Origin of the sequence: Xanthobacter luteus, from assembly GCF_040049235.1 — a bacterium.
Classification (GTDB): domain Bacteria; phylum Pseudomonadota; class Alphaproteobacteria; order Rhizobiales; family Xanthobacteraceae; genus Xanthobacter.
The window spans coordinates 1,335,760-1,359,692 of record NZ_JBDZDO010000001.1 but is presented as its reverse complement, the minus strand read 5'-3'; the positions used below and the strand labels follow the sequence as shown (position 1 = coordinate 1,359,692).

Annotated in this window: 22 protein-coding genes; 7 read left to right on the top strand and 15 right to left on the bottom strand. The window is 70.1% G+C overall.

Annotated features, from left to right (window positions below; translation table 11 throughout):
- Positions 1–71 precede the first annotated feature (71 nt).
- Entirely contained in the window at positions 72–1,463 is a 1,392-nt protein-coding gene (locus ABLE88_RS06665; RefSeq protein ID WP_348830656.1) for an FAD-dependent oxidoreductase, read from the bottom strand.
- A 157-nt stretch (positions 1,464–1,620) separates the two neighbouring features.
- Between ABLE88_RS06665 and ABLE88_RS06660 the strand changes: the two genes are divergently transcribed.
- Complete coding sequence (locus tag ABLE88_RS06660; protein ID WP_348830655.1) at positions 1,621–2,406, top strand: IclR family transcriptional regulator; 786 nt, start codon at positions 1,621–1,623, stop codon at positions 2,404–2,406.
- A 333-nt stretch (positions 2,407–2,739) separates the two neighbouring features.
- On the opposite strand, the gene ABLE88_RS06655 is transcribed toward ABLE88_RS06660, so the two are convergent.
- From ABLE88_RS06655 to ABLE88_RS06645, 3 genes are all read right to left on the bottom strand, one after another.
- A complete protein-coding gene (locus ABLE88_RS06655; protein WP_348830654.1) occupies positions 2,740–2,961 on the bottom strand; it encodes a hypothetical protein in 222 nt (73 codons plus the stop codon).
- 185 nt (positions 2,962–3,146) lie between these two features.
- Positions 3,147–3,356 carry a cold-shock protein gene (locus ABLE88_RS06650; RefSeq protein ID WP_348830653.1) on the bottom strand — a complete coding sequence of 70 codons (210 nt, stop codon included), beginning with the start codon at positions 3,354–3,356 and terminating at the stop codon, positions 3,147–3,149.
- Between the two features lie 174 nt (positions 3,357–3,530).
- Positions 3,531–3,737 (bottom strand): hypothetical protein, encoded by a 207-nt coding sequence (locus ABLE88_RS06645; protein WP_348830652.1) that lies wholly within the window; start codon positions 3,735–3,737, stop codon positions 3,531–3,533.
- Between the two features lie 138 nt (positions 3,738–3,875).
- Between ABLE88_RS06645 and ABLE88_RS06640 the strand changes: the two genes are divergently transcribed.
- Positions 3,876–4,247: a hypothetical protein gene (locus tag ABLE88_RS06640; protein ID WP_348830651.1), complete on the top strand. Its 372-nt coding sequence runs from the start codon at positions 3,876–3,878 to the stop codon at positions 4,245–4,247.
- Positions 4,248–4,404: 157 nt separating this feature from the next.
- On the opposite strand, the gene rpsU is transcribed toward ABLE88_RS06640, so the two are convergent.
- Together rpsU and ABLE88_RS06630 are read right to left on the bottom strand one after the other, a co-directional pair.
- Positions 4,405–4,671, bottom strand: a complete 267-nt coding sequence (gene rpsU, locus ABLE88_RS06635; protein ID WP_348830650.1) for a 30S ribosomal protein S21 — start codon at positions 4,669–4,671, stop codon at positions 4,405–4,407.
- Positions 4,672–4,799: 128 nt separating this feature from the next.
- On the bottom strand, positions 4,800–5,606 hold the full coding sequence (locus ABLE88_RS06630) for a transglutaminase-like domain-containing protein (RefSeq protein ID WP_348830649.1): 807 nt from the start codon (positions 5,604–5,606) through the stop codon (positions 4,800–4,802).
- A gap of 152 nt (positions 5,607–5,758) precedes the next feature.
- On the opposite strand from ABLE88_RS06630, the gene ABLE88_RS06625 reads away from it, so the two are divergent.
- Both ABLE88_RS06625 and ABLE88_RS06620 read left to right on the top strand, forming a co-directional pair.
- A complete protein-coding gene (locus ABLE88_RS06625) occupies positions 5,759–6,583 on the top strand; it encodes an N-formylglutamate amidohydrolase (RefSeq protein ID WP_348830648.1) in 825 nt (274 codons plus the stop codon).
- Between the two features lie 134 nt (positions 6,584–6,717).
- Complete coding sequence (locus ABLE88_RS06620; RefSeq protein ID WP_348830647.1) at positions 6,718–8,127, top strand: O-linked N-acetylglucosamine transferase, SPINDLY family protein; 1,410 nt, start codon at positions 6,718–6,720, stop codon at positions 8,125–8,127.
- Positions 8,128–8,163: 36 nt separating this feature from the next.
- Here the strand turns inward: ABLE88_RS06620 and ABLE88_RS06615 are convergent, their stop codons facing one another.
- The gene (locus tag ABLE88_RS06615) at positions 8,164–9,429 is read right to left on the bottom strand and encodes a hydroxymethylglutaryl-CoA reductase, degradative (protein WP_348830646.1); all 1,266 of its coding nucleotides are present in this window, start codon (positions 9,427–9,429) and stop codon (positions 8,164–8,166) included.
- 120 nt (positions 9,430–9,549) lie between these two features.
- Positions 9,550–11,496 carry a helix-turn-helix domain-containing protein gene (locus ABLE88_RS06610; RefSeq protein ID WP_348830645.1) on the bottom strand — a complete coding sequence of 649 codons (1,947 nt, stop codon included), beginning with the start codon at positions 11,494–11,496 and terminating at the stop codon, positions 9,550–9,552.
- A gap of 295 nt (positions 11,497–11,791) precedes the next feature.
- Here ABLE88_RS06610 and ABLE88_RS06605 point away from each other — a divergent pair, with 295 nt between their 5' ends.
- The 3 genes from ABLE88_RS06605 (at position 11,792) to ABLE88_RS06595 (ending at position 15,246) form a co-directional block, all read left to right on the top strand.
- A complete protein-coding gene (locus tag ABLE88_RS06605; RefSeq protein WP_348830644.1) occupies positions 11,792–13,048 on the top strand; it encodes a CaiB/BaiF CoA transferase family protein in 1,257 nt (418 codons plus the stop codon).
- Position 13,049: 1 nt separating this feature from the next.
- A complete protein-coding gene (locus ABLE88_RS06600) occupies positions 13,050–13,814 on the top strand; it encodes an enoyl-CoA hydratase/isomerase family protein (RefSeq protein ID WP_348830643.1) in 765 nt (254 codons plus the stop codon).
- Positions 13,815–14,013: 199 nt separating this feature from the next.
- Complete coding sequence (locus ABLE88_RS06595; RefSeq protein ID WP_348830642.1) at positions 14,014–15,246, top strand: ABC transporter substrate-binding protein; 1,233 nt, start codon at positions 14,014–14,016, stop codon at positions 15,244–15,246.
- A gap of 75 nt (positions 15,247–15,321) precedes the next feature.
- Here ABLE88_RS06595 and ABLE88_RS06590 read toward each other — a convergent pair whose 3' ends face one another.
- From ABLE88_RS06590 to ABLE88_RS06560, 7 genes are read right to left on the bottom strand one after another with little or no spacing between them, the layout of a single operon-like run.
- Positions 15,322–16,182 carry a sugar phosphate isomerase/epimerase family protein gene (locus ABLE88_RS06590; RefSeq protein ID WP_348830641.1) on the bottom strand — a complete coding sequence of 287 codons (861 nt, stop codon included), beginning with the start codon at positions 16,180–16,182 and terminating at the stop codon, positions 15,322–15,324.
- On the bottom strand, positions 16,179–17,312 hold the full coding sequence (locus ABLE88_RS06585; RefSeq protein WP_348830640.1) for an NAD-dependent epimerase/dehydratase family protein: 1,134 nt from the start codon (positions 17,310–17,312) through the stop codon (positions 16,179–16,181). Before ABLE88_RS06585 ends, ABLE88_RS06590 begins: the two co-directional genes overlap by 4 nt.
- 3 nt (positions 17,313–17,315) lie before the next feature.
- Positions 17,316–19,139: a thiamine pyrophosphate-binding protein gene (locus ABLE88_RS06580; protein WP_348830639.1), complete on the bottom strand. Its 1,824-nt coding sequence runs from the start codon at positions 19,137–19,139 to the stop codon at positions 17,316–17,318.
- Entirely contained in the window at positions 19,117–20,052 is a 936-nt protein-coding gene (locus ABLE88_RS06575) for a succinate--CoA ligase subunit alpha (RefSeq protein WP_348830638.1), read from the bottom strand. The genes ABLE88_RS06580 and ABLE88_RS06575 overlap by 23 nt, the downstream gene beginning before the upstream one ends.
- Complete coding sequence (locus ABLE88_RS06570; protein WP_348830637.1) at positions 20,049–21,185, bottom strand: ATP-grasp domain-containing protein; 1,137 nt, start codon at positions 21,183–21,185, stop codon at positions 20,049–20,051. Before ABLE88_RS06570 ends, ABLE88_RS06575 begins: the two co-directional genes overlap by 4 nt.
- 10 nt (positions 21,186–21,195) lie before the next feature.
- Entirely contained in the window at positions 21,196–22,653 is a 1,458-nt protein-coding gene (locus ABLE88_RS06565) for an aldehyde dehydrogenase family protein (RefSeq protein WP_348830636.1), read from the bottom strand.
- 4 nt (positions 22,654–22,657) lie between these two features.
- Positions 22,658–23,878 (bottom strand): acyl-CoA dehydrogenase family protein, encoded by a 1,221-nt coding sequence (locus tag ABLE88_RS06560; protein WP_348830635.1) that lies wholly within the window; start codon positions 23,876–23,878, stop codon positions 22,658–22,660.
- Between the last annotated feature and the right edge of the window lie 55 nt (positions 23,879–23,933).

Sequence of the window (23,933 nt, the reverse complement as noted above, 5' to 3'; positions counted from 1 at the left end):
GCGATTGGCGCCCCGCCATGCCGCGGGGCGCCGCGACGACGCCAGCCGGAACGCGCCGGCCGGCGTCGCCGTCAGTGGGTGCCTTCGAGCACCGCGCCCTGCTCCCGCAGGGCGCCCTGCAGGCGGTCGAGCGGCAGCTTGCGGATGTCGGCGAGCGCGGCGCCCGCCGCCATGGCGGCGGCGGTGCCGGCCGCATGGCCCATGCCGAGGCACTGGCCCATCATCCGGGTGGTGCCGTTGGCCTCGCGGGTGGAGGACATGCAGCGCCCGGCCACCACCAGATTCTTCAGCCCCTGCGGGATCAGCGACGGCCAGGGAATGTCGTAGGAGCCGCCATTCTCCACCGGGATGCGCACCTGCTTGATGCCCTCCTGGTGGATGTCGATGTGGTGCGCGCCCTTGGTGACCACGTCGCGCATCTTGCGCCCGGTGCGGCAATCCTCGCCGGTGAGCACGTATTCGCCCATGATGCGCCTGGTCTCGCGGATGCCGATGCGCGGGGCGACGCCGGCGAAGGCGGCGTTCTCGAAGCCGGGCACGTTCTCCTTGAGGAAGCGCGCCGCCTGCCAGACCTGCTCGGTGAGCTGCGGCAGCGCGGCCGAGACCGCGGCCGCGTCGGTGCCCATGATGTTCTCGGCGACGCGGGTGGCGTTGACGCACACCTCCTTGCGGGCCTCGGACGTGGGCATGATCATGATCAGCGCGGTGGGGAACATGTCGCCGCGCTGGATCGCGCCGCCGAGGAACGGGCCATTGCCCTTGAAGAACACGCTGGGGGCGCCCTGGGCGTGGATCGCCTGCGCCAGTTCCTCGTCGGAGCGGCCAGCGCGGATATAGTCGCTCTCGCCCACCGCCAGCGAAGGCGCATTGTCGCGCACGAAGTCGAGGAACGGCGCGTTCTCGACGCCCGACATGCGGAACATGAGGGAAAGCGGCTGGAGATCGCCGGACGCGTCGGAGACCTCATAGGCCGCCCCGGCCTGCACCGCCACGTCGCCATCGCCTGAGGCGTCGACGAAATAGCGGGCGGTCAGCAGCGTGCGGCTGTCGCGGTGGGAGATCACCACCGCCTCCACCTCGCCGTTGTCGGAATAGGTCTCGCTGACCTGGCTGTAGAGGATGACCTTCACGCCGTAGCGGGCGAGCACGCGCGGGATGGCGAGCTTCAGCACCTCCGGGTCGCAGCACACGTAGCAGATCAGCCGGAAGTCGTGCAGCGGGCCGATGAAGCCCTGCATCTGCCGGCATTCCTCGAAGATCTCCTCGGCGACGCCGCGCACCACCCACTCGCCGCGCGCATTGAGCACGCCATCCACCGACATGCCAGAGAGCAGCTCGCCGCCGAGCATCGGGCCGGCCTCCACCAGCACCGTGCGCGCGCCGGTCTTGGCCGCGGCGATGGCGGCGCCGATGCCGGCGGCACCGCCGCCGATGACCGCCACGTCCGTATCGAGATGTCGCATGGATCCGTCCTGTGCCTTGCCTGTTGCCGCAAAGGCCAAATGACCATATTATGGACATTGCCTAACGGCTCGTTTTGGGTGCGGCAAAAGAAATCACATGAAATATCGACAAACAAGACCTTGAGGTCACTCAGTTTGTCCATAATATGGAGATCACATGGCGAATGCTCCCCCTCCCGGGACCCAGGCGGTGCAGCGCGTGGCGCGCATCCTGCGCGTGCTCGGGGCCAACAACCGCGCCGGGCTGAAGGTGGCGGACATCGCCTTCGAGGCGGAACTGGAGCGCCCGACCGCGCACCGCCTGCTGCTGGCGCTGTGCCACGAAGGTCTCGCCCGTCAGGACACGGACAAGCGCTTCTTCCTCGGCCCGTTCGCCTATGAGCTGGGGCTCGCTGCCGCGCCGGAGCTGGACCTGCGCGGCATGTTCGCGCGCGCGCTCGACGCCGTGGCGGAGGCCAGCGGCGACACCACCTTCCTCACCGTGCGCAGCCGCTTCGACACGGTGTGCCTCGACCGGCGCGAGGGCACCTATCCCATCAAGGCGCTGACCGTGGAGGTGGGGGCGCGGCGGCCCATGGGCACCACCGCGGGCGGCATCGCCCTGCTCGCCTCGCTGCCGCAGGAGGAGGCGCGGGAGGTGATCGCCTTCAACGCCCCGCGCCTGCCGCGCTACGGGCGGATCAATGCGGAGATCCTCGCGCGCCTCGTGGCGCGGGCGCGGGAGCTCGGCTATGCGCTGAACTTCAACGACATCACCCCCGGCGTGAGCGGCATCGGCGTGGTGATTCCCGAGCGGCCGGGCCTGCCGCCGCTGGCGCTCGGCATCGCCGCCATATCGAGCCGCCTGGAGGCGGACCGGCGCGAGGACGTGGTGGCGCTGATGCGGCGCGAGGCGGAACGGGCGGTCGCCGCGCGCGCCGCCGGGCCGAGCCGGCGCCGCTGAGAGGGCTTGCGCCTTCGCGCGGATCGGGCGCCTCGAGGGACAGGGGAAGGCCGTGGCGGCGGCAAGGAATGCCGCGCGCAGGCCGGAAAGCGGCGCCGCCGACGGTGTGCGGTGTGCATGCGGGACGAGAGCGCGCGGCCAGATGCGGCCGGAAGGGGGAGGCGAGCAGCCCTTCCGTCACCGGCGCCCCTGGGCGGGCGCCACCGTCAGGCGCTACGGCGCCAAAGGAGGCAGGCTAAAGGAGGCCAACAGAATCGGCGCCAAGGTCTCGGTGGCAAGGTCTCGGTGGCAAGGTCTCAAAAGCGGCGGCGCCGTCGCCCGGCTGGCCGGTGCTCAGTTTCCCCAGGCGGCGGCGCGGCGGCCGCGGGCCGGCTTCGGCGGGGTTGCCGCCTCGCTGGCCTCGCGGGCCTCGCGCTCGGCGCGCAGCCGCGAGGTCTTGGCGCGCTGCGCTTCGAAGTCGGTCCGGTAGCGCTCCATGGCACGCGAGGTGGATTCCTCGAGCTGCCTGCGGCGCTCCGCGGTGGAGAGGTTTTGGAGGGGCGTGGTCGATGTCATGATTTATGCTACCACAGGTGCCAGAGTCTGCAGAGCACTATTTCCCGGGGGGCCTTGCTTGCCGCCGTGTTTCGTCAAGCCGACAAACAAAAAGCCCCGTCTCGCAGAGACGGAGCCTTCCGTTTTGCCTTCAGGTGAAGTCCTCAGCCGTCGCCAGTACATCCGTGGTCGATGGCGCAGGGAAATCACGCAGCCTGAAGATTGCCCGCCGAGCTCTTGCCGGACTTGTTGTCACGGACGATCTCGAACTGGAGCTTCTGCCCCTCGGACAGGGTCTGCATTCCGGCGCGCTCGACGGCGGAGATGTGAACGAACACATCCGTCCCGCCATTGTCAGGCTGGATGAAGCCGAAGCCCTTGGTGGCGTTGAACCACTTCACGGTACCGATATTCATGACGATTTCCTTTCAATCGCGCATGGGCGCTCCGCCCGATAGATCAGGCAGAACAAAGTTAGATATTGAAGGGAGTTATCGTCAGACGCACGATGTGCGCTAGAAAATCAGCCGTCAAAATCAGACTGCTTGAAGATAGAGACCGATTGTGTTGATGGCAAGGCCGAAACGCATTTATTCGGAGGCGCTGGCCTTGGCGCCGAAGCGACGCAGCTCAGATTCCCGCGCGACGCGTTCAAACGCCTCGTGTTCGCCCTTCACCCGATAGCTCGGCTCGCCCCGGTCGGGAGGTAATTCCCGAATGACACGAAATCGCCCGGGCGGCGAACGGAAGCCCGCGACGAACTCAACCCATCCGTCAATCTTGAATTTGGAACTCATGGCATTTTCTTAGCACGTTTCCTGGTGGGCGCGCGATCAATTCCAATCGTGATCTATATTTTCTGAAGCTGCGACCACCGCACCGCCGCGCTGTGCTACCCTTAGGCCGGCTTCTTTCCGGAAGCCCAAGGAGCAGCGATGAAAACCCTGATCGTAGTGGTCTGCCTTCTCTGCGGGAGCGCCTCGACCACCGTCGCGCTGTCCTCCGACATGACGCTCGACTTCACGTGGCTCGGAACGACGCTGTGCGCCCCGACGCCCTACAGCCCCGAATTCCAGGTGGAGAACATGCCCGCCGGCACCAGCCAGCTGCGGTTCGTGCTGTCGAGCCCCAGCGGGCGCGAGCTCGGCGGCGCCGACATTTCCCCGCCGCCCCGTGGCACCATTCCGCGCGGCGCTGTCACCTTTCGCTCCCCCTGCGTCGGGGGCATGTATACCTGGACCGTCCAGGCGATTGACGCCGCCGGCAAGCCGCTGGCCAGCGCCAAGCTCACCCGGCCCTTCTACTGACGGCGCGCGGCCGCAGCCTGGCCGCGCGGGCGCCGCGGCACAGGTGCCGGGCCGATAGAGGCGGAAGCGTGCGGCGGTGACGGGGTGACGTCGGCGACGGGGCGATGCCGGGCCACGATGGGCTCGCCCATGCTGGCCGCCCCGTCCGCCAAGGCCTTCAGCGGCTCGGTGCCGCCGCCGCTGCCGTCAGCGGCTTCTTCACGCGGCGCTTGGGCGCGGCGATCAATCCTTCCCACTGGGCCTTCTTGCGCGCCGCCTTGCGATGGCGCCGGACCGCCTCGTCGTGCTCGCGCACGCGCCGCTCGGACGGCTTCTCGTAGGCGCGGCGCTGCTTCATCTCGCGGAAGACGCCCTCGCGCTGCATGCGCTTCTTGAGAACCTTGAGAGCCTGCTCGATATTGTTGTCCCTGACGAGAACCTGCAAAAGATATCCAATCTGAAGGTCGTCCCGATTCCCTGGCCATCACATGGCCGCTCGCTCGGATGAACCGGCCGAAACCGGATTCTGCCATCATAGAGGGGATGGCCCGACAAAGCGAATGGCCGCCGCCGTCAGTGCTGCTCGACCGTCATCACCTTGAACGAGCTGAGCGTCGAGAGCCCGAACGAGGTGACGATGGCAACGTCGGTGGCGTCGCGGCCCCGCGCCATCAGGATGCGGCCGATGCGCGGCTTGTTGTGGCGGGCGTCGAAGGTGTACCACCGGCCGCCGAGATAGACCTCGAACCAGGCGCTGAAATCCATGGGCGCGGGATCTGCCGGCACGCCGATGTCGCCGAGATAGCCGGTGCAGTAGCGCGCCGGGATGTTCATGCAGCGGCACAAGGTGATGGCGAGGTGGGCGAAGTCGCGGCACACGCCCTGCTTCTGGGTGTAGGCGTCGAAGGCGGTCTTCAGCGGGCTCGCATGGGCATAGTCGAAGGCGATGTGGCCGTGGACGAAATCGCAGATGGCCTGGACCAGCGGCCAGCCCTTGGGCACCTGGCCGAACATCGACCAGGCGACGTTGCTCAGCCGGTCGGTCTCGCAATAGCGGCTGCCCAGCAGGAACAGCAGGACGTTCACCGGCAGGTCGCCGAGCGCATGCTGCGGCGCGTCGGGCGCCACCTCGTCGGGCTGCCCGTTGTCGCGGATGACGAAATCGGTTCGCATGGTGAGCTGGCCGGGCGGCGCTTCGATGACGTGGCAGAAATTGCCGAAGCTGTCGTGGTAGGTGTTGGCGGCAAGCGGCGGATCGAGCATCACCCGGTCCGGGCTCTGCAGATCGGCGATCCGGGAGGGATGCACGCTCAAGGTGAGGATCATGGGCGTGGACTGGGGACACGCGTAGGAAATCTCGTATCCGGCGCGAATGAGCATGTGAGACCTCGGAAATGGGGGCAAGGCCCGCGGGTGTTGGCGTGCAGTCTTCGGCCGAAACGGGCGCGATCGCCGCGCCGGCGGGGTGCCGCCGGATCGGGTTCCGCGCCCTGCCTCGTGCCACTCGAAACGTCGCGCCATGGGCGCGGCAGATGCCGGAAAGGCTTCATGACGTGAACGGGACGGGCTCCTTGCTGGCGGCGGACGACGTTCCGCCGGTCTGCGTGTTCAATGCCGATGGCGGCTCCGCGTTCCTCATCGTTGCGGACCACGCGGGGAACGCTTTGCCGCAAGCGGTGGGCGACCTCGGCCTCGGAGCCGTGGACCGCGGGCGCCACATTGCGTGGGATATCGGCATCGCCGGGGTCTGCCGCACCCTGTCAGACCTACTCGATGCGACGCTGGTGCAACAGAATTATTCCCGCCTCGTCATCGACTGCAACCGGCCGCCGGGCACGCCCCAGTCGATCCCGGAGGCGAGCGACGGGTCCGCGGTGCCGGGCAATGCCGGCCTCGATGCCGCGGCGCGGCAGGGGCGCGAGGCGCAGATCTTTGCCCCCTACCACGCGCGCATCGCCGCCGAGCTCGATCGGCGGCAGGCGCAGCGCCGGCGCGCCGTCCTGATCGCCATGCACAGCTTCACGCCGGTGTTCGGCGGCCTGCGGCGTCCCTGGGAGGTGGGGGTGCTCTATCACCGCGACGCCCGGCTCGCCCGCCCGCTGCTCGCGCTGCTGCGCCAAGAGGGCGGGCTGACGGTCGGCGACAACGCGCCCTACGATGTCGGCGATGCGACAGACTGGACCATCCCCGTGCATGGAGAGCGACGCGGCATCCTCCATGTGGGCATCGAGATCCGGCAGGATCTGATCGCCGGCGCCGCCGACCAGACGGCCTGGGGCGCGCGCATCGCTGCCGTGCTGCCGCGCGCTTTGGCCGCGTGCGCGGGCGAAGGCGGCGCCGGCCCGGCGGGGCCTTGAGGCCATTCCCCCGGCGCGGCGCGGTTCTTGCTATGCTCGGGGGGTCTGATCCGCGGGCCGCGGCGCCGTCCGTGCGGCGGGACAGACGCCTTCCGCGACCGTCGCCGGGGGCCGGCGGCCAAGCGGAAGGACGCATGGACAGCTTCGGGCGCAAGGACAGCAGGCGCAAAGACAGCTTCGGCCGCAAGCGCGGCATGTGCGAGTGGAGCGAGCTCGAGGCCGACGACCGCACCCTCGAGGCGGCGCTCGCGGAGGGCATTGGCCACCGCCTTCCCCCGTTCCACCTGCTGTCGGTGCCCGGCATCAGCGCGCTTCAGCAGCGCGCCTGCTCGGAGCTGTGGACCCGCGAGCGCCGCGCGGCGGCCCGCATCGCCCGCGCGGAGCTGGACTTCGCCTTCCCCGATCCCGGCGCGCGCAAGATCCGCCTCGGCTATCTCTCCAACGACTTTCAGGAGCACGCCACCGCGCACCTCCTGGTGGAGGTGCTCGAGGCGCACGCGCGCGCGGACTTCGAGGTGTTCGCCTATTCCTTCGGCGCGGACGACGGGCGCGCCATGCGCCGGCGCCTCGCCGCCGCCTGCGACCGCTTCGTCGATGTCGGCGGCCTGGACGACGGCGCGGCGGCGCGCGCCATCCACGCCGACGCGGTGGACATCCTGATCGATCTCAAGGGCTTCACCGCCCGCGCGCGCACCGGCATCGTGCTGCTGCGCCCGGCGCCGGTGATCGTGAACTATCTCGGCTATCCCGGCACCATGGGCGCGGGGGTCTGCGACTATCTCGTGACCGACCGCTTCCTCACGCCGGCAACGCGCGCGGGCGACTATGCCGAGGCGCTGGCCTACATGCCGCACACCTACCACCCGCACGGCCGGCGCACGCCGCTCGGCGCGCGGCCGGGGCGCCGGGAGGCCGGGTTGCCGGAGCACGGCTTCGTGTTCTGCTGCTTCAACCAGCCCTACAAGATCGCGCCCGAGGTGTTCGACATCTGGTGCCGTCTGCTCGCTCAGGTGCCGGACAGCGTCCTGTGGCTGGCGGACCACCCGCGCGCGGCCGGCAACCTGCGGGGCGAAGCGATCCGCCGCGGCGTCGACGCGCGCCGTCTGGTGTTCGCGGCGAACCTGCCGCAGGCGCCGCATCTCGCGCGGCTCCAGCTCGCCGATCTGATGCTCGACACGGCGCCGTTCAATGCCCACACGACGGCGAGCGACGCGCTGTGGGCCGGGGTGCCCGTGGTCACGTGCCCGGGCGAGACGTTCGCCTCGCGCGTCGCCGGCTCGATCCTCCATGCGGTCGGCCTCGGCGACCTGGTGGCGGCGGGCGCCGACGACTATTTCGCGCTCGCTCATGGCCTCGCGCGCGAGCCGGGCCGCCTTGACGCCGTCAGGGCGCGGCTTGCCGCCAACCGCCTGGCGACGCCGCTGTTCGACCCGGTGGGCTACACCGCGGGCCTCGAGGGTCTCTACCGCGCCATGGCGGCGCGCCGCCGCGCCCATCTGCCGCCCGGCCCGATCGGCGCGAGCGGCCCGTCGCCGATGCTGTGACGGCGCGCCGCGACGCCCTGGTCCCGCGAGCGCATGTCAGCCCCGGATCTCGGCGAGGATTTCCAGCGCCGTATCCAGACGGACCCGGCCGTCGGCCCTCAGGCGCGCCGTCACGGCCTCGACTTCGTCGCCCTGGGCGCCGGCGGTCATTGCGATGTTGCGCGCGTGCAGCGCCATGTGGCCTTTCTGGATGCCTTCCGCGGCCAGCGCCCGCAGCGCGCCGGTGTTCTGCGCCAGGCCCACCGCGACGATGATCTCGGCCAGCTCGCTGGCGCTCTTGACGCCGAGCAGCCGGACCGAGGCCTGCGCCACCGGGTGGGTCTTGGTGGCGCCGCCCACCAGCCCGACCGCCATGGGCACCTCCATGGTGCCCACGAGGTTGCCGGCCGCATCCTTCTCGTAACGGGACAGCGAGGTGTAGCGGCCCCCCGCCGCGGCATGGGAATGGGCGCCCGCCTCGACCGCGCGCGTGTCGTTGCCGGTCGCCAGGACCACGGCGGTGATCCCGTTCATGATGCCCTTGTTGTGGGTCGCGGCGCGATAGGGGTCGGCCGCCGCGAAGGCATAGGCATCGAGGATGCCGTCGACCACGTCGGCGCCGCCGAGCGCGTCGCGGTCATAGGTGGCGCGCACGCGCGCCAGGCGCATGTCGGCCTTGTTGGAGAGGATGCGCAGCCGCACCCGTCCGCCGGTGATCTCGGCCACCAGCGGCGCCAGGGCCTCCGCCATGGTGTTCACGGCGTTGGCGCCCATGGCGTCGCGCACGTCGACGATGAGATGCAGCACCACGAACGTGCGATCGCCGGCCTCGACCATGCGGACCTGGATGTCCTTCGCGCCGCCGCCGACCTTGACCAGAAAGGCGTCCTGCGCATTGGCGAGGTCCAGGAGATCCTGGCGGCGCTCGTAAAGGCGCAGGCGCGCCGCATGGGGATCCTGGACGTCCACCACCTGGACCTGCGCGATCATGATCGGCTGGCTGCTGGAGGTGGTGAAGCCGCCGTTCAGCCGGGCCACGGCGGCCATGTTGCTCGCCGCGGCGACGACGGACGGCTCCTCGGTCGCCATGGGCACCAGATAGTCCCGGCCGTTGACGGTGAAATTCGCCGCGATGCCGAGGGGGATAGGCAGCGTCGAGACGACGTTCTCGATCATGTGGTCGGCGATCGACAGCATGCCATCGTCGGTGCGTCCGATCCGGGTCAGCTCGTCGTCCGTGAGGCCGCAGACCTCGAGAACCTTCGCCCAGCGCTGGGCGGGCGAAAGCTTGTAGAACTGCGGAATCCGGCTGTTGACGGACATGAAGAGGCCTCCCCGAGCGTGCTGCGGTGGAGCGTAAGGGGTCGGCGCGTCGGCGAACAATGTCGACCGCTCACATCTAAGTCACTCTGGTGCGTGGGTTTTCGACATCGGCCGCCGGCATCAGGATGCCTGGCCGATGGCGTGCAGGCGCAAGGCGAGATGGATGTCGAGGGTGCGCGAGGCCTCGCTCCAGGTGGGCGCGATCTGGGTGATGCTCTCCAGCCGCTGGCGCATGGTGTTCACGTGAATGCCCAGGGCGGCGGCGGCCTTCTGCAGGCTGTGGCCGTTGTCCATATAGGCGAGGAGCGTCGCCGCGAGCTGGCTCCTGCGGCGGCGGTCATGCTCGATGATCGGTCCCACCGCCGACATGACGAACTGCTCGGTCGCGTCATCGCTCTTCTTGTCGAACAGCAAAGCATAGATGGACAAGGTCTTCTCGAACACGATCCGACCTTTCTGGCCGAGCGTGCCCATCAGCCCGCAGGCGCGCCGCAAGGCTTGGTACTCGGCCGGGACGCGGTCCAGCGCGGCAATGGGCGCGGTGATGACGATGCTGAAGCGCGTCTGGAACGCCTCGTCCAGCACCTCGGCGACGCGGCCGGCGAGGGCGGCGGGATTGCCGGCATTGGTGACGATCACCACGTCGCCGTTGAACTCGGCGAGGATCGTGTCGCGGGCGCTCAAGGACGAGCGCACGGCGGAGGAGATCCGCGTCGCGGGGACATCGCTCGCGTCCACCAGAAGCAGGGTGATCGGCCAGCTGAGGGAGACGCCGCTCGGCAGCTGCCGCGCGCATTCGGGCGAGAACGGATCGGTGGCGCCGCGCAGCAGCGCGGAGACGATGTCCGACACGTTGCGGTAGGCGGCCTGCGCCACCCGCTCCAGCGACATGAGCACGATGCCCGACACGAGGGCGCTGCGCTCGAGCGTGCGGATCTCCGATTCCGAGAGCGCCTTCGCCCGCGTGAGGAGCAGCGCGCCGAGGCGCGCGGACCCGCCCATAACCGCCACCACCATGGTGACCGATCCGTCGATGCCGCGCAGCGGGACGGAACGCCCGAGAACCGCGCTGTCGCGGATCGCCTTGGCGATGTCCTCGTCCGCCACCTGGCTCGGAAGCTGGCCGCAGGTGAGCCGCCGGCGATCGTCCAGAATGCAGGCTTCGCCCTTCAGCAGGTTCGACACGCGCCGGGTCAGGTCCTCGAGCGAGCCGCCGCGGGCGATCAGCTCGGTCAGCTGCTCGTGCGCGATCGCCGCCTCCTCGACATCCTCCGCTTTGGCCTGCAGCGCCGCATTGGCCTGGCGCGCCATGCGCAAGGCGCGCTGCGCCTCTTCCAGGAGCCGGGCATTCTCGATCGCCAGGGCCGCGAAGGTGGCCAGCGAGGACAGAACGGCGATCTCGTGCGGCGTGTAGGAGCGCACATAGCGGTCGCCGACAAACAGCACGCCGATCACCTGGGTCTCGAGCGCCAGCGGCACGCCGAGGATGGAGACGATGCCTTCGCCGGCGGTGGCGCGGTCGATGCCGCGGTCATGGTCGAACTTCGTGTCGGCGGGATAGTTGCTGGACTGGAACGGGCTGCGGCTCTTGGCGACGCTGCCGCACACGCCGATGTTGCGCGGCACGCGGATGGTCGCGAAATCGCGCGAGACCACGCCCTCGGTGGCGCGGACGTAGAAGTCGCCGTGCTCGTCGTCGGCCGCCGACAGATAGGCGATGTCGCTGCCCGCCAATTGCTTGGCCCGCTGGACGATGGCGCGCAGGACCTGGTCCGTGTCGCGCAGGGCCGCAAGGTCGCGCGCGGTCTCGTAGAGCGCCGTGAGCTCTCCCTCGCGCTTGCGCTTCTGCTCCGAATTCTCGCGCAGCCGCGCGGCGACGGCGATGTCGGCCAGCACTTCGCGGACGAGGTCGTCGTCGCGCGTCCCGCGCCGGATCTCCTCCGCCAGGCGGTCGAAGCTGGCGAGGGGCGCGTTGTCGCTGAGCAGGCGCAGGATGCGCCGGTAGGAGGCCATGGGGTCGGGCGTCGCCGGGCCTGACGCCGGCGCTTTCGTGAGATGGACGGCCATCTGTTCCTCCCTGGCGCGTCGTTCTTGTCGCGTCGGTCGCGGGCGCTGCACGAATGTCGCACGTCGGACCCGTGCGGAAATGTAGGTAACGCACATAGAGGGTGCATCTCAATGTGCGCCAGGTATATTTCTCCGCCTTCCGGGAGGTCCCACACTGGCGAGAGCGACCGCGCGGCCGGGGATGCGCGGCCCCGTCGCGCCTGCCGCCGGATCCGGCTATCGAGACCGATCCATTCGGCTCAAAACCGCTCGGCCGGCGAACGGCCGTGCCAACAAGGGCAAGAGGGAGGAAGGTATGCCGGTCGAATTTCCCGCCGCCGCGGCGCTTGAATCCGCATCGGGGGAAGCCGCGCAGGGGCCGCTGGCGGGCGTGAAGGTTCTGGACATCACCCGCGTCGTCGCCGGCCCCTATTGCGCCATGCTGCTGGCCGATCTCGGCGCCACGGTGGTCAAGGTGGAGCATCCGGACGATCCCGATTATGCGCGGACCTTTCCCCCCTTCGTCTCCAGCGATGCCACCGAGCTCAGCGCCTTCTTCACCCAGTTCAACCGCAACAAGCTCGGCATCTCGCTGAACATGAAGACCGCCGAGGGCAAGGCGCTGCTGAAGCGGCTGGTGCGCGAGGTCGACGTTCTGGTGGAGAATTTCCGCCCCGGGACCATGGAGAAGCTGGGCCTCGGCTACGAGGTGCTGCGCCAGGAGAATCCGAAGCTCATCTACACCGCCATCAGTGGCTTCGGGCGCACCGGGCCGAACTCCGCGCGGCCGGCGTTCGACAATACCGGGCAGGCGGCGGGCGGCCTATGGTCCATGAACGGCTATGCCGACCGTCCGCCGGTCCGGGTGGGAACCATCATCGGCGATCTCGCGGCCTCTCTCTATGCCGCCATCGGCACGTTGGCGGCGCTGCGCGCGGTGGAGCGCGGCGGCGCCGGGCAAGTGGTGGACATTTCCCAGCAGGATTCCGTGCTCAGCCTCACCGAGAACGCGGTGGTGCGCTACACCACCAAGGGCGAGGTGGCCTCGCCGCTCGGGAGCGAGCATCCCTTCGTGCGGCCCTACGGCCAGTTTCCCTGCAAGGACGGCTACGTCTTCTTCGGCGGCTACACCGACAAGTTCTGGCGCCTCACCTGCCAGATGTTCGGGGCGCCCGAGGTGGCCGCCGACCCCGAGATCGACACCATGGAGAAGCGCTTCGATCCGGTGGTCGCGGAGACCCGCGTGCGCCCGATCCTCGAGCGCTGGTTCTCCGCCTACACCAAGGCGGAGCTCGAGGAGATGGCCGGCGACACCATCCCGCTCAGCGCCATCAAGACCATCGCGGAAGTGGTCGAGGACCCGCACATCGCTGCCCGCGACATGATCGTGAAGGTGCCCATGGGCGCGCAAATGGTGCGCATGTTCGGCCAGCCGGTGAAGCTTTCCGCGACCCCGGCCACCACCTTTGCGAAGGCGCCCGGCGTGGGCGAGCACAACGCCCTCGTCTATGGGCGCCTCGCCGGGCTTTCCGCCGAGGATCTGGCGCGGCTCGCCAAGGATGGAGTGATCTGACGTGGCCATCGAATACACCACGTCCGGTGCCGTCGCGACCATCCGCATCGCCCGCCCGGACAAGCTGAACGCGCTGTCGCTCAAGATGTACGAAGACCTCGGCGCCGCCTTCGCCACGGCGCGGGACGACGCGGCGGTGAACGCCGTGGTGCTGGCGGGCGCGGGTGCGCGCGCCTTCTGCGTCGGCGCAGACCTCGCGGAATCCATCCCCGCTCTGGCGAGCGGGCGGTTCGACATCAGCGCGTGGGATGGCGCCCATCTCAAGGGCCAGCGCTTCCACAAGCCGCTCATCTGCGCGGTGCGCGGGCTGTGCATCGGCGGCGGCTTCGAGATCCTGCTGGCGAGCGACATCCGCATCGCCTCCTCGGACGCGGTGTTCCAATTGCCGGAGCCGGTCCACGGCTTCGTTCCGGCCGGGGGCACGCTGGTCCGCCTGGTGCGGCAGATCGGCTATGCCCATGCGATGGAGATGATGCTGACCGCCCGGCGGTACTCGCCCGACGAGATGCTGCGCTACGGCGTCGTCAACGAGGTGGTGGAGCCGGACCGCGTCGAGCCGCGGGCGCAGGAGCTGGCGGCCGGGATCGCCGCTTTGAGTCCCACCGCCGTCCAGGCCATCAAGGAGGCGGCGCTGACGCTCCAGGACGCGCCGTGGGACGAGGCGTTCGCGCGCGAGGCAATCATCGGCCAGCGGACCTTCACCAGCGACGACGCCCGGCGCGGGCTCGCGGCCTTCGCCAGCCGGGCCGCGCGCGCCAAGGGATGAACCGGGGCCGGAGCGACCCGGGCAGGAGCGTCGCCCTATGTCGTCGCGGGATACACAGGGCCGCTTCCTCTGTGGCTTTCGCACATTGCCCGGCACGCTTGGCGGTCCCTAAGATTCCGGCAATTGCTGCAGCCCCTTAGCGCCGATGGAAGGCTGCTGCGGCCGACAATAAAGGGAAGCACCAATGAGAAATCGTGGGATGAGACGCCTTCGCCATGCCCTCGCGGTCTCAGCGGCCATGGCGCCGCTGGCCGTCGGTGCTGCCGCGCCCGCGGGCGCCCAGACGCCCAAGATCTCCGACGACGTGGTCAAGATCGGCCTGATCGAGGACATGTCCGGCGTCTATGCCGACATCACCGGAATGGGTGCCGTCACCGGCGCCCGGATGGCGGTGGAAGACTTCGGCGGCAAGGTGCTCGGCAAGCCCGTCGAGGTGGTGTTTGCCGACCACCAGAACAAGGCCGACATCGGCGGCGCGATTGCGCGCCGGTGGTTCGATTCCGAGAATGTCGACGCGATCCTCGACGTCGCCTCCTCCTCGCCCGCGCTGGCCGCGCTCGAGGTGGCGAAGGACAAGAAGAAGATCATCGCCTTGAGCTCGCCGGGCTCGATCCGGATCACCAACGACGCCTGCGGCCCCTATGTGATCCATTGGGCGTACGATTCTTATGCCATCGCCCATTCCACCGGCACCGCGCTGGTCCAGCAAGGCAACGACAGCTGGTACTTCATCGTCGCCGACTATGCCTTCGGCCACAGCCTCGCCAAGGACACCGGCGACGTGGTGAACGCCAATGGCGGCAAGGTGGTGGGCAGCACGCGCCTGCCGGTGGGCACCACCGACTTCGCCTCCGCGCTGCTCCAGGCCCAGGGCTCCGGCGCCAAGGTGGTGGCGCTCGCCAATGCCGGCGGCGACACCATCAACTCGATCAAGCAGGCGGCCCAGTTCGGCATCACCCAAGGCGGCCAGAAGCTCGCCACGCTCGCCGGCTTCATCAACGACGTCCATGGCCTCGGCCTGAAGGAGGCGCAGGGCCTCACCATCACCGAGGCCTCCTACTGGGACATGAATGACGACACGCGGAAATGGTCGCGGCGCTTCTTCGAGCAGGTGAAGGCGATGCCGAACATGCTCCAGACGGGGGCCTATTCGGCGACGCTGCACTATCTGAAGGCGGTGCAGGCGGCCGGCACCGACGAGACCGACGCGGTGATGCGCAAGATGCGCGAAATCCCGGTCAACGACGTGTTCTACAAGAACGGCAAGATCCGCGCCGACGGCCGCATGGTCCACGACATGTATCTGTTCCAGGTCAAGACGCCCGCGGAATCCAAGGGCCCGTGGGACTATTACAAGCTGATCGCCACCATTCCCGGGGACCAGGCGTTCCAGCCGCTTTCGCTGTCCACCTGTCCGCTGGTCAAGAAGTAGGAGCCAGGCGGCGCTTCCGCGGCAAGCGGGCGCCGGCTCCCGGCGCCGCGCGCCCCGGTTGCCGCTGGCGGCGGCTCACGGGATGAACAGCTCGGGCGCGATATCGGCGAGGGTGGCGCGGGTTGCCTCCATCGCCCTCAGCGCCACCTGTGGCGGATCGCACGCCCGGCAATGGGCATTGAAGATCTCGATCGAATAGCATCCGGCATATCCCGTGGCCCGGACGCGCCGCACGAACTGCCTCACGTCCGAGAGGCCTTCGCCGGGAAACAGGCGATAGTGCCGCGCGATCTCGACCAGGGGCAGCGCGCTGCGGGCGAAGTCCGACAGCTCGACGAGAAAGATCTTGGCTCCGTCGATGTCCGACAGGGCGTCGAGCGGCGAATCGAGGACGAAGGTGTGAAACGAGTCCAGCAGCAGCCCCACTTGGGGATGGCTGGCCGCGCGGACCACCGCCCATCCGTCTTCGAAGCTCCGCACGTGCCGCCCCCAGGCGATGGGCTCATAGGCGATCCGGATGCCGCGCGCGGCGGCGAGATCCCCGAGACCGGCGAGGTCGTCCGCCATCCGGGCGCGGTCCGGGCTCGCATCTTCGGCCGTGTTGGACGCGACCACCAGAAGGTCCGCGCCGAGAAGCGCCATCTGGTCCATCATCTGCGCGGCGATGCCCCGCTTGCGCGCGCGCTCCGGCGCCGGCGCGCCCTCGTAGTTGCGCAGCGCCTGATAGGCCGAGACGCCGAGCCCGCAGGCTTTGAGCTGCGCCACCGCCGCGTCGGGTCCGTCGGGATGCTCGAACAGATCCTTGGGCCAGAATTCGGTGGCGCCGAAGCCCGCCGCCGCCATGGCCCGCAGCTTGCCCTCCAGCGCGCCGCCGAACGTGGAGGTGGTCGCGCTGAGCCGCGGCAGGCGCAAAGGCGCGTCATCGCGGGCGCTCACGGCAGGATCCCGGCCGCCCGGTAGCGGGCGAGAAGGCGCGCAAACATGTCGTGGGTGTCGACCATCTCGTGGAATCCGAATTGGTGGGCTTTGACGAGCGAGGGAACCACGTCCCAGGCCAGCCCGAACACGTTGTTCTGCGCGAAATTCCAGTCCGCCATCTCGCCGAAGGGCGTCGGCGTCAAAGCGTGACGGGCGACGATGCGTTCCCACGCCGGCGCCTTGTCGGCCATGTAGCGCGGCAGGTCCGTGGGCCGCACCGGCCCCGGTTTCATTGCGAAGGTCTCGGCGATCAGCGGCCACACGTCGCGCCAGCGGAAGACATCGCCATTGCCGATGTTGAAGGCGTTGTTGGCGCAGCGGTCGGTCGCGGCGGCCCACAGCATGGCGGACGTGACGAGATCGATGTCGCCGCATGCGGTCACCGCGTCGAATGCGGCTTCCGAGCCGGGAAACCAGAGCTCGTCCCCGATCTCCCGCAGGAGGCCGGCGAAGGTCCCGAGCAGAAGAACGAGGTTGCTCGGACTGCCGGTGGCGAAGGCGCACAGGAAGTGCGGGCGGATGGTGGACCAGCTCCAGCCGGCGCTGTCGCAGCGGCGGATCAGATCCTCCTGCTGGCGCAGATAGAAGCTCGAATCGGTGTGCGCCGGGTCGGTTTCCCGCGCGGGAATCCGGATCGGGCCGACATGGGTGCCGTACCATTTCAGCCCGTGCATCAGTTGCACGTGCTTCAGGCGGGGCGCGCCGGCGGCGAGCGCGTCCATCAGGTTGGCGAGCATCTCGCCATTGGCGTCGACGCTGATGCCGTAGCCCTTCGAGAGCTCGCGCGCGCAGAAGAACACATGGGTGACGTCGGCGAACGCGCCCGCATGCGCGAGGCAGTGGTCGTGCGCCTTCAGGTCCAGCGCCACGTGCGCCGAGCCGCGGACCGCCGGCGGCCGGCGCGACAGGGTCGTCAGCTGCCACCCCGGGGTCGCGACGATGCGCTGGCAGAGATTGTCGCCCAGCAGGCCCGATGCCCCCACCACGAGGGCATGGCGCGGCACCTCCGTCCGGGCGGTGTCCGGCGCGGCGCGGGCGGCGCCCTTCGGCGGCGCGATGGCGTCGGCAGTCGAGACCGTGTCCGCCATGGCTCAGCCTTCCACCGGGTCGGGATCATAGTTCGGCATGGGCCCGGCGACCGGCGGCATGTCCCAGCTGCCGGCGGTCATGCGGGCGGCGTCGGCGGAGACCGCGGCGTCGATCACCGTCGGCCCGCCGGCGCGCAGGGCTTCGGCGATGGCGGCCCCGAGATCGGCGGGCGCTTCCGCCCGCACGCCTTGCGCCCCCATGGCGCGCGCCAGCGCCGCGAAGTCGGTGCTCCTGAGCTCGCCGGTGCGCATGTTGCGGAACCGCGTCAGGAATTCCGCCTCGGCGCCGAGGAAGCCGCGCTGCAGGTCGCGGATGGAGACATAGCCGCAATTGTTCCACACCACCCAGACCACCGGCAGCTCATACTCCACGGCGGTGGCGATGGCGCTCGCATGCATGAGCATGCCGCCGTCGCCCACCACCGCCACCACCGGGCGGTCCGGCATGGCGAATTGCGCGCCGATGGCGCCGCCCACCCCGAAGCCCATGGTCGCGCCGCCCCCCGACTGCAGGAAGCGCCCGCCGCGCCGCATGGGCATCTGCTGGACGCACCAGGAATGGTGCGCGCCGATGTCGGAGAGCAGCACCGTGTGGTCCGGCACCGCGGCGGCGATCTCCGCCACCACCCGGGCGGGATGCATGGGCGCGCGGTCCGCGCTCGCGGCCTGGCCCTGCACGTCCGCCTGCCAGCGTGTCTTCCACGACTGCGCGCGGGCGAGCCAGGCCCGGCGCGCGGCCGACGGTGCGATGGCGCGCGCCCGCGCGCGCTCGCGCAGCAGCCGGCAGAACAGCGCGGCGTCGGCCACCACGCCGAGGCTGGTGGGATAGTTGCGGCCCAGCACGGCGGGGTCGCAATCCACATGGATCAGCCGGGCGGGGGGAAAGTCGTGGGTGACGCCGGGGTGCCAGCTGCTGGTGCCGCGGTCGCCGAAGCGGGTGCCGAGCGCCAGCACCACGTCGGCCCCGCGGGCGGCGCGATTGGCCGGGTAGACGCCGTCGCGCCCGGTGGGGCCGAGATGCAGCGCCTCGTCGTCGGGCAGGACGCCCTTGCCCTGCGGCGTCGTCGCCACCGGCACGTCGAGCTCCTGCGCCAGCGCCGCGAGCGCGGCGCCCGCGCCACCCGTCAGGCAGCCATGGCCGGCGAGGATCAGCGGGCGCTCGGCCGCCGCCAGCAAATCGAGCGCGCGGTCGAGCGCCTCCGGCGGCGGGGCGGAGCGCAAATCGAGACCGGCGCGCCAGGCGTGCGCGTCCGGGGCGGCGGCGGGGGCGGTCTCCAGGAACACGTTGAACGGCACGTCGAGATGCACCGGGCCGGGCCGGCCGGCCAGCATGGTGCCGAAGGCGTGGCGCATCATGGACGCCAGCATGTCGGGCCGCGTCGCCTGGTAGCTGCGCTTCACGTAGGGCCGCATGGCGGAGACGAAATCGGCCTGATGGTGGTGCCCGAATTCCTGGAACGGCCCCTTGTTGAACTGCTGGGTCGGGATGTTGCCGGTGATGGCGAGCACCGCCGAGGAATCGAACATGGCGTTGGCGATCGCCATCTGGATGTTCACCGAGCCCGGCCCGCACGAGGTGAAGGTGGCGCCCGGGCGGCCGGTGAGCCGGAAATAGGCGTCCGCGGCGAAGCCGGCGATCTGCTCGTTGTGGACGCTGACGGTGGAGATGCGGTCCGACCGCGTCCGCGCCGCCTCCATCAGGCCGACGATGCCGTGGCCGCACAGGCCGAACAGATAGGGCACGCCCTCGGCGATCAGGTGCTCGACGATGACGTCGGCGCCGTTGGGTTCGGCGGTCTGGAGGTCAGCCTGCTGCAGGTCGGCCATGGGCGCGTTCCTCGGATTGATCTTGATTGGACGATGGGGCGAGCGCGGCCGCGCGCGCGGCCAGTGCATCGAGGGAGAAGAACACCTCGGCGCCGGCTGCCTCCAGCCGGTCGCGCTTGGAGCTCAAGGTCCCGGTCTCGCCGAAGGTGAGGGCGCCGGCATGGCCCATGGCGACGCCCTGCTTGCTCTCGCGGCCGGCGAGGAGGGCGAGCACGGGCTTTGTGAACCGGTGCCGGATCAGGGCCGCGGCGAATTCCTCCTCCTCGGTGCCGCCGACCTCTCCCACCAGCAGGATGCCGCGGGTGGCGGGGTCCGCCGCGAGCGGCGCGACGAGGTCGGCGAAGCGCACGCCCTTCACCACTTCGCCGCCGACGCCGATCCAGATGCTCTGCCCGAGGCCGCGCGCGGCGAGCCGGTATCCCACCTCGTAGGACAGCGTCCCGCTCTTGGTGAGCAGCGCCCAGTCGCCCGGATTGAGCGAGATGTCCGGCAGGAAGCCGAGCTTCACGATCCCCGGCCGGGCCATGCCGGGGGTCGAGGGCCCGATCCAGACCGTGCCGCTGGCGTCGGCCAGGGCCTTCAGCTTGAGGGCATCGTGTACCGGCACCCCCTCGGCGACGGTCACCACCACACCGATGCCGGCGGCGATGGCCTCGCTCGCGGCCGCAAGCACGTCCTCGGGCGGCACCATGACCACCGAGGCCTGCGCGCCGGTGGCCGCCGCCGCCTCGCCGCAGGTGGCGAAGACCGGCACCGGCGTCTCGGCGATGCCGCCGGCGCGGGCGGAGGTGCCGCCGACGATGTTGGTGCCATAAGCGCGCATGAGCGCGGCGTGGCGCCGGCCCATGCGGCCGGTGATGCCCTGGATGATCACCGGTGTGTTCCGGTCGATGGCGAAGAGCGCGGAGATCATGGGCGGGACACCGCGATGACGTGCTGGAGGGCCTGGTCGAGATCGGTATAGGCGGCAAGGTCCGGCCGGACGGCCGCGAGATGGGCGCGCGCGGCGGCCTCGCCGGAGCCGACGAGGCGGGCGACGACGGGAATGTCCGGCCGCGGGAACTGCGTCAGCGCCTGGGTGAGCAGCCGCGCGAACTCGGACAAGTCGGTGATCCCGGCGAAGATGTTGACGAACAGCACCTTGAGCCCCGGCTTGGCGGCGAGCCAGTCGAGCACCCGGATCAGGCGATCGGGGCGCCCGCGCATCTGCCCGGTGCGCAGGTCGCAGAAGTTCAGCGGCCGCCCGCCGCGCGCGGTCAGCTCGTCGATCAGCATCATCGAGAGGCCGGCCCCGGTGGTGACGAGGCCGATGGTGCCGTCCGGGTCGAGGTCGATGAAGTCGAATCCCTCGTTGAGCTTGCGCCACATGTCGGGATAGACCGCGGGCCGTGCCTCGACGAGGCGCCGGATCTCGGGCTGGCGGCCGATGGCGTTGGCATCCACCACCACCTTGGCATCGCCGGCGCAGGGGCGCCCGTCCTCGAGGAACAGCGGGTTGATCTCGGCGAGCAGCAGTTCGCGGGAGAAGAACAGGTCGGCGAGCGCGGGCCCCACCGCCCGCAAGCCCGCCGCGCTCTGCGCACCGAGCCGGGCGGCGAGACGCTCGATGGCGTCGCCGACCGCCTCCCGCTCGGCCGCGCAGACCTCGGTGAGCAGCGCGCCGCCGTCCCGCGCGGCCGCCTCCACATCCACGCCGCCTTGGTCGCTGAACGAGAGCCGCGCCGCGCCTTCCGCCGGGTCCACCATCAAGGACAGATAGGCCTCGCGCCCGCGCGCGGCCTGTTCCACGAGGCAGGCCTGCACCACGTGGCCCAGCAGGGCGCGACCGATCAGGTGCGCGAGCGCCCGATCGACCTCCTGCGGCGTTGCGCAGAAGACCACGCCGCCGGCCTTGCCCCGGCCGCCCGCCGGCACCTGGGCCTTCACGAGCCAGGGGCCCTCGCCCGGCAAGGGGGGGCGGGCGCCGCCGGTGACCACGACGCGTTCGGGAACGGGAATGCCGCTGGCCTCGAACAGGGCCTTGCCGTCGCATTCGATCAACAACATGTCCGGGTCCTCAATGATTGATGACGAGGAAGCGCTCTTCCGTCATGTCGCGGATGGCGTAGCGCGGCCCCTCGCGGCCCGAGCCGCTGTCCTTGACGCCGCCGTAGGGCGCCTGGTCTGAGCGCCAGGTCGAGGAGCCGTTCAGGATCACGCCGCCGACCCGCAGCGACCGGGCGAGCTGCATGCCGACGGCGAGCGAGCCGGTGAAGACGCCGGCCTGGAGCCCGTAGCGCCCGCGGTTCACCCAAGCGACCGGCTCGGCGAGATCGTCATAGGCGACGAGGTTCATCACCGGGCCGAACACTTCCTCGTCGAACGTCGGCCCGCCCGCCGCGCCGAGGCGCAGCACGGTGGGCTCGACCAGCGCGCCGCGCCGTCCGCCGCCGCACAGAATCTCCGCACCCGCCTTGGCCGCCGCCTCCACCCGCGCGGCAATGGCCTCGGCCGCCGACGCGGAGATCACCGGGCCGACATCGGTGTCCTCATCGAGGGGATCGCCGGCCTTCAGCCGCGCCACCTGAGCGCGCACCTGCGCCGCGAAGCGGTCGAACACGGGCCGCGCGATGCACACGTTCTGCACCGAGATGCAGCTCTGGCCGGCAAGGCGCATGGCGTTGGACGCGCAAAGGCCGGCGGCGGCATCGAGATCCGCGTCGTGATGCACGATGGTGAAGCCGTTGCCGCCGAGCTCCAGCACCACCGGCTTGAGCGGCACGGCGGCGCGGATGCGCGCGCCGACCGCGGTCGAGCCGGTGAAGGAGACCGCGTCGATGCCGGGCGCCTCCACCAGAAGGCGTCCGGCCGCGTCGCCATAGATCGTGTTCAGCCAGCCGTCCGGGAGATCGGCCTCGCGGAACGCCTCCATTAGCGCCGCCACGGTGGCGGACGCCTGGGGCGCGGGCTTGAGCACCACCGCGTTGCCGGCGGCCAGCGCCGGCCCCACCTTGTGGCAGACGAGGTTGAGCGGGGCGTTGTAGGGCGTGATCGCAGCCACCACGCCGAGCGGGAAGCGCAGCACCACGCCGAGCTTGCCGGCCCCGGTTTCGCTCGCATCCATGGGGATGTGGGCGCCCTCGATGCGCACCGCTTCCTCGGCGCACAAGTCCAGGGTCCCCGGGCAGCGCGCCACCTCGCGGCGGGCGTCGCGGATCGCCTTTCCGGTCTCCAGCGCCATGATCTGGGCGAGGGCCTCGCCGCGGGCCTCGATCGCGGCGGCGGCCCGCCGCAGCATGGCGGCGCGCGCGCGGGCCGGCGTGGCCGCAACCTGGGGCGCCGCAGCCCGCGCAGCCGCGACCGCGGCCGCCACTTCGCGCCCGCCCGCCTGCGTCACCTCGGCGACCGGGGTCTGGCGATAGGGGTCGATGGTCCGGAAGGTTTCCTCGCCATCGACCGCCGCGCCGCCGATCACGGCGCGCACGCGCCGCACCTCGTCGGCCGCAGTCCGCTGCGGCGCCGCGGCTTCGGTCATCGGCTCACTCCGCCGGCATGACGAAGCCCGCCGCCTCGGCAGGGCTGGGAACGCGCTGGCCGGGCGCGCAATAGTTCAGCAGGTCGTCGCCGAAGGCGGTGGCCTCCATGATCTTCTTGCCGATCAGATCGCGCAGGGTCTCCGAGGTGCCGCCGCCGAGCGAGCCGTAGCGCGCGCCGCGGTAGAAGCGCGAGACCGCGTATTCGTCGGTGAAGCCGACGCCGCCATGCAGCTGGACCGCCTCGCTGGTGACGCGGATCGACATCTCGTTGCAGGTGATCTTGGCGACCGCCGACAGGAAGGGGTCGGGGAACGGGTCGGCGCTCGCGCAGGCCCGGTAGAGCAGGGAGCGGCCGGCCTCGATCTCGCGGTACATGTCCGCGAGCTTCCAGCGCACGCCCTGGAAATCGCCCACCGCCTTGCCGAACACGGTGCGGTCGCGCACGTAGCGGCACGCCTCCTCGAACGCGCCTTCGGCGAGGCCGAGCGAGATGGAGGGGTTGAGGCAGCGTTGGGTGTTGAAGGCCGACAGCAGCTTCCTGAAGCCGTCCTCGCGGATGGCGAGGTTCTCGAGCGGCAGCTCGCAGTCGTTGAACTGCACCTCGTGGAGATTCTCGCCGCCCATGGTGTGGAAGGTGCCGGTGACCTCGAAGCCGGGCGTGCCGGGCTCCACCAGCACGCAGCCGATGCCCTCGCGGCCCGGCCGGCCGTCGATGCGGGTGAAGACCACGAACATGCCGGCCTCGGGCGCCCGGCTGATGAGCGTCTTCACGCCGTTGAGCACCACCCGGTCGCCGAGCACGCGCGCATTGGTCCGGTAATTGGCCACGTCGGTGCCCGCATGGGGCTCGGTCATGCAGATGGCGAGGATGCACTCGCCGGTCACCACCTTCGGCAGGATCCGGTCGCGGATCGATTTCGGCGCGTAGTGGGCGATGACCCGGGTCTGGACGCCCGCCTCGCCGAGCGCCGCCATGGCGGTGACGTAGCAGCCCTTGGCAATCTCCTCGAGCACCAGGGCGCTGTCGAACACGGACAGGCCGAGGCCGCCGAATTCCTGCGGCACCGACATGCCAAGCACACCGATGTCGGCCAGCTTGCGGATATTCTCCCACGGAAACGTGCCGTCCATGTACTTCTGAGCCGCGGGCTTGAACTCGGATTGGACCAGATCCCGCACGGTCGAGACCATCTGTCTTTGTTCGTCGCTGAGGTTCGAGTGCATCTGTGATCCTTGTGCGCTTGGGCGTTCCATTCAGTGCGTAGCTGGAGAAGCCAGC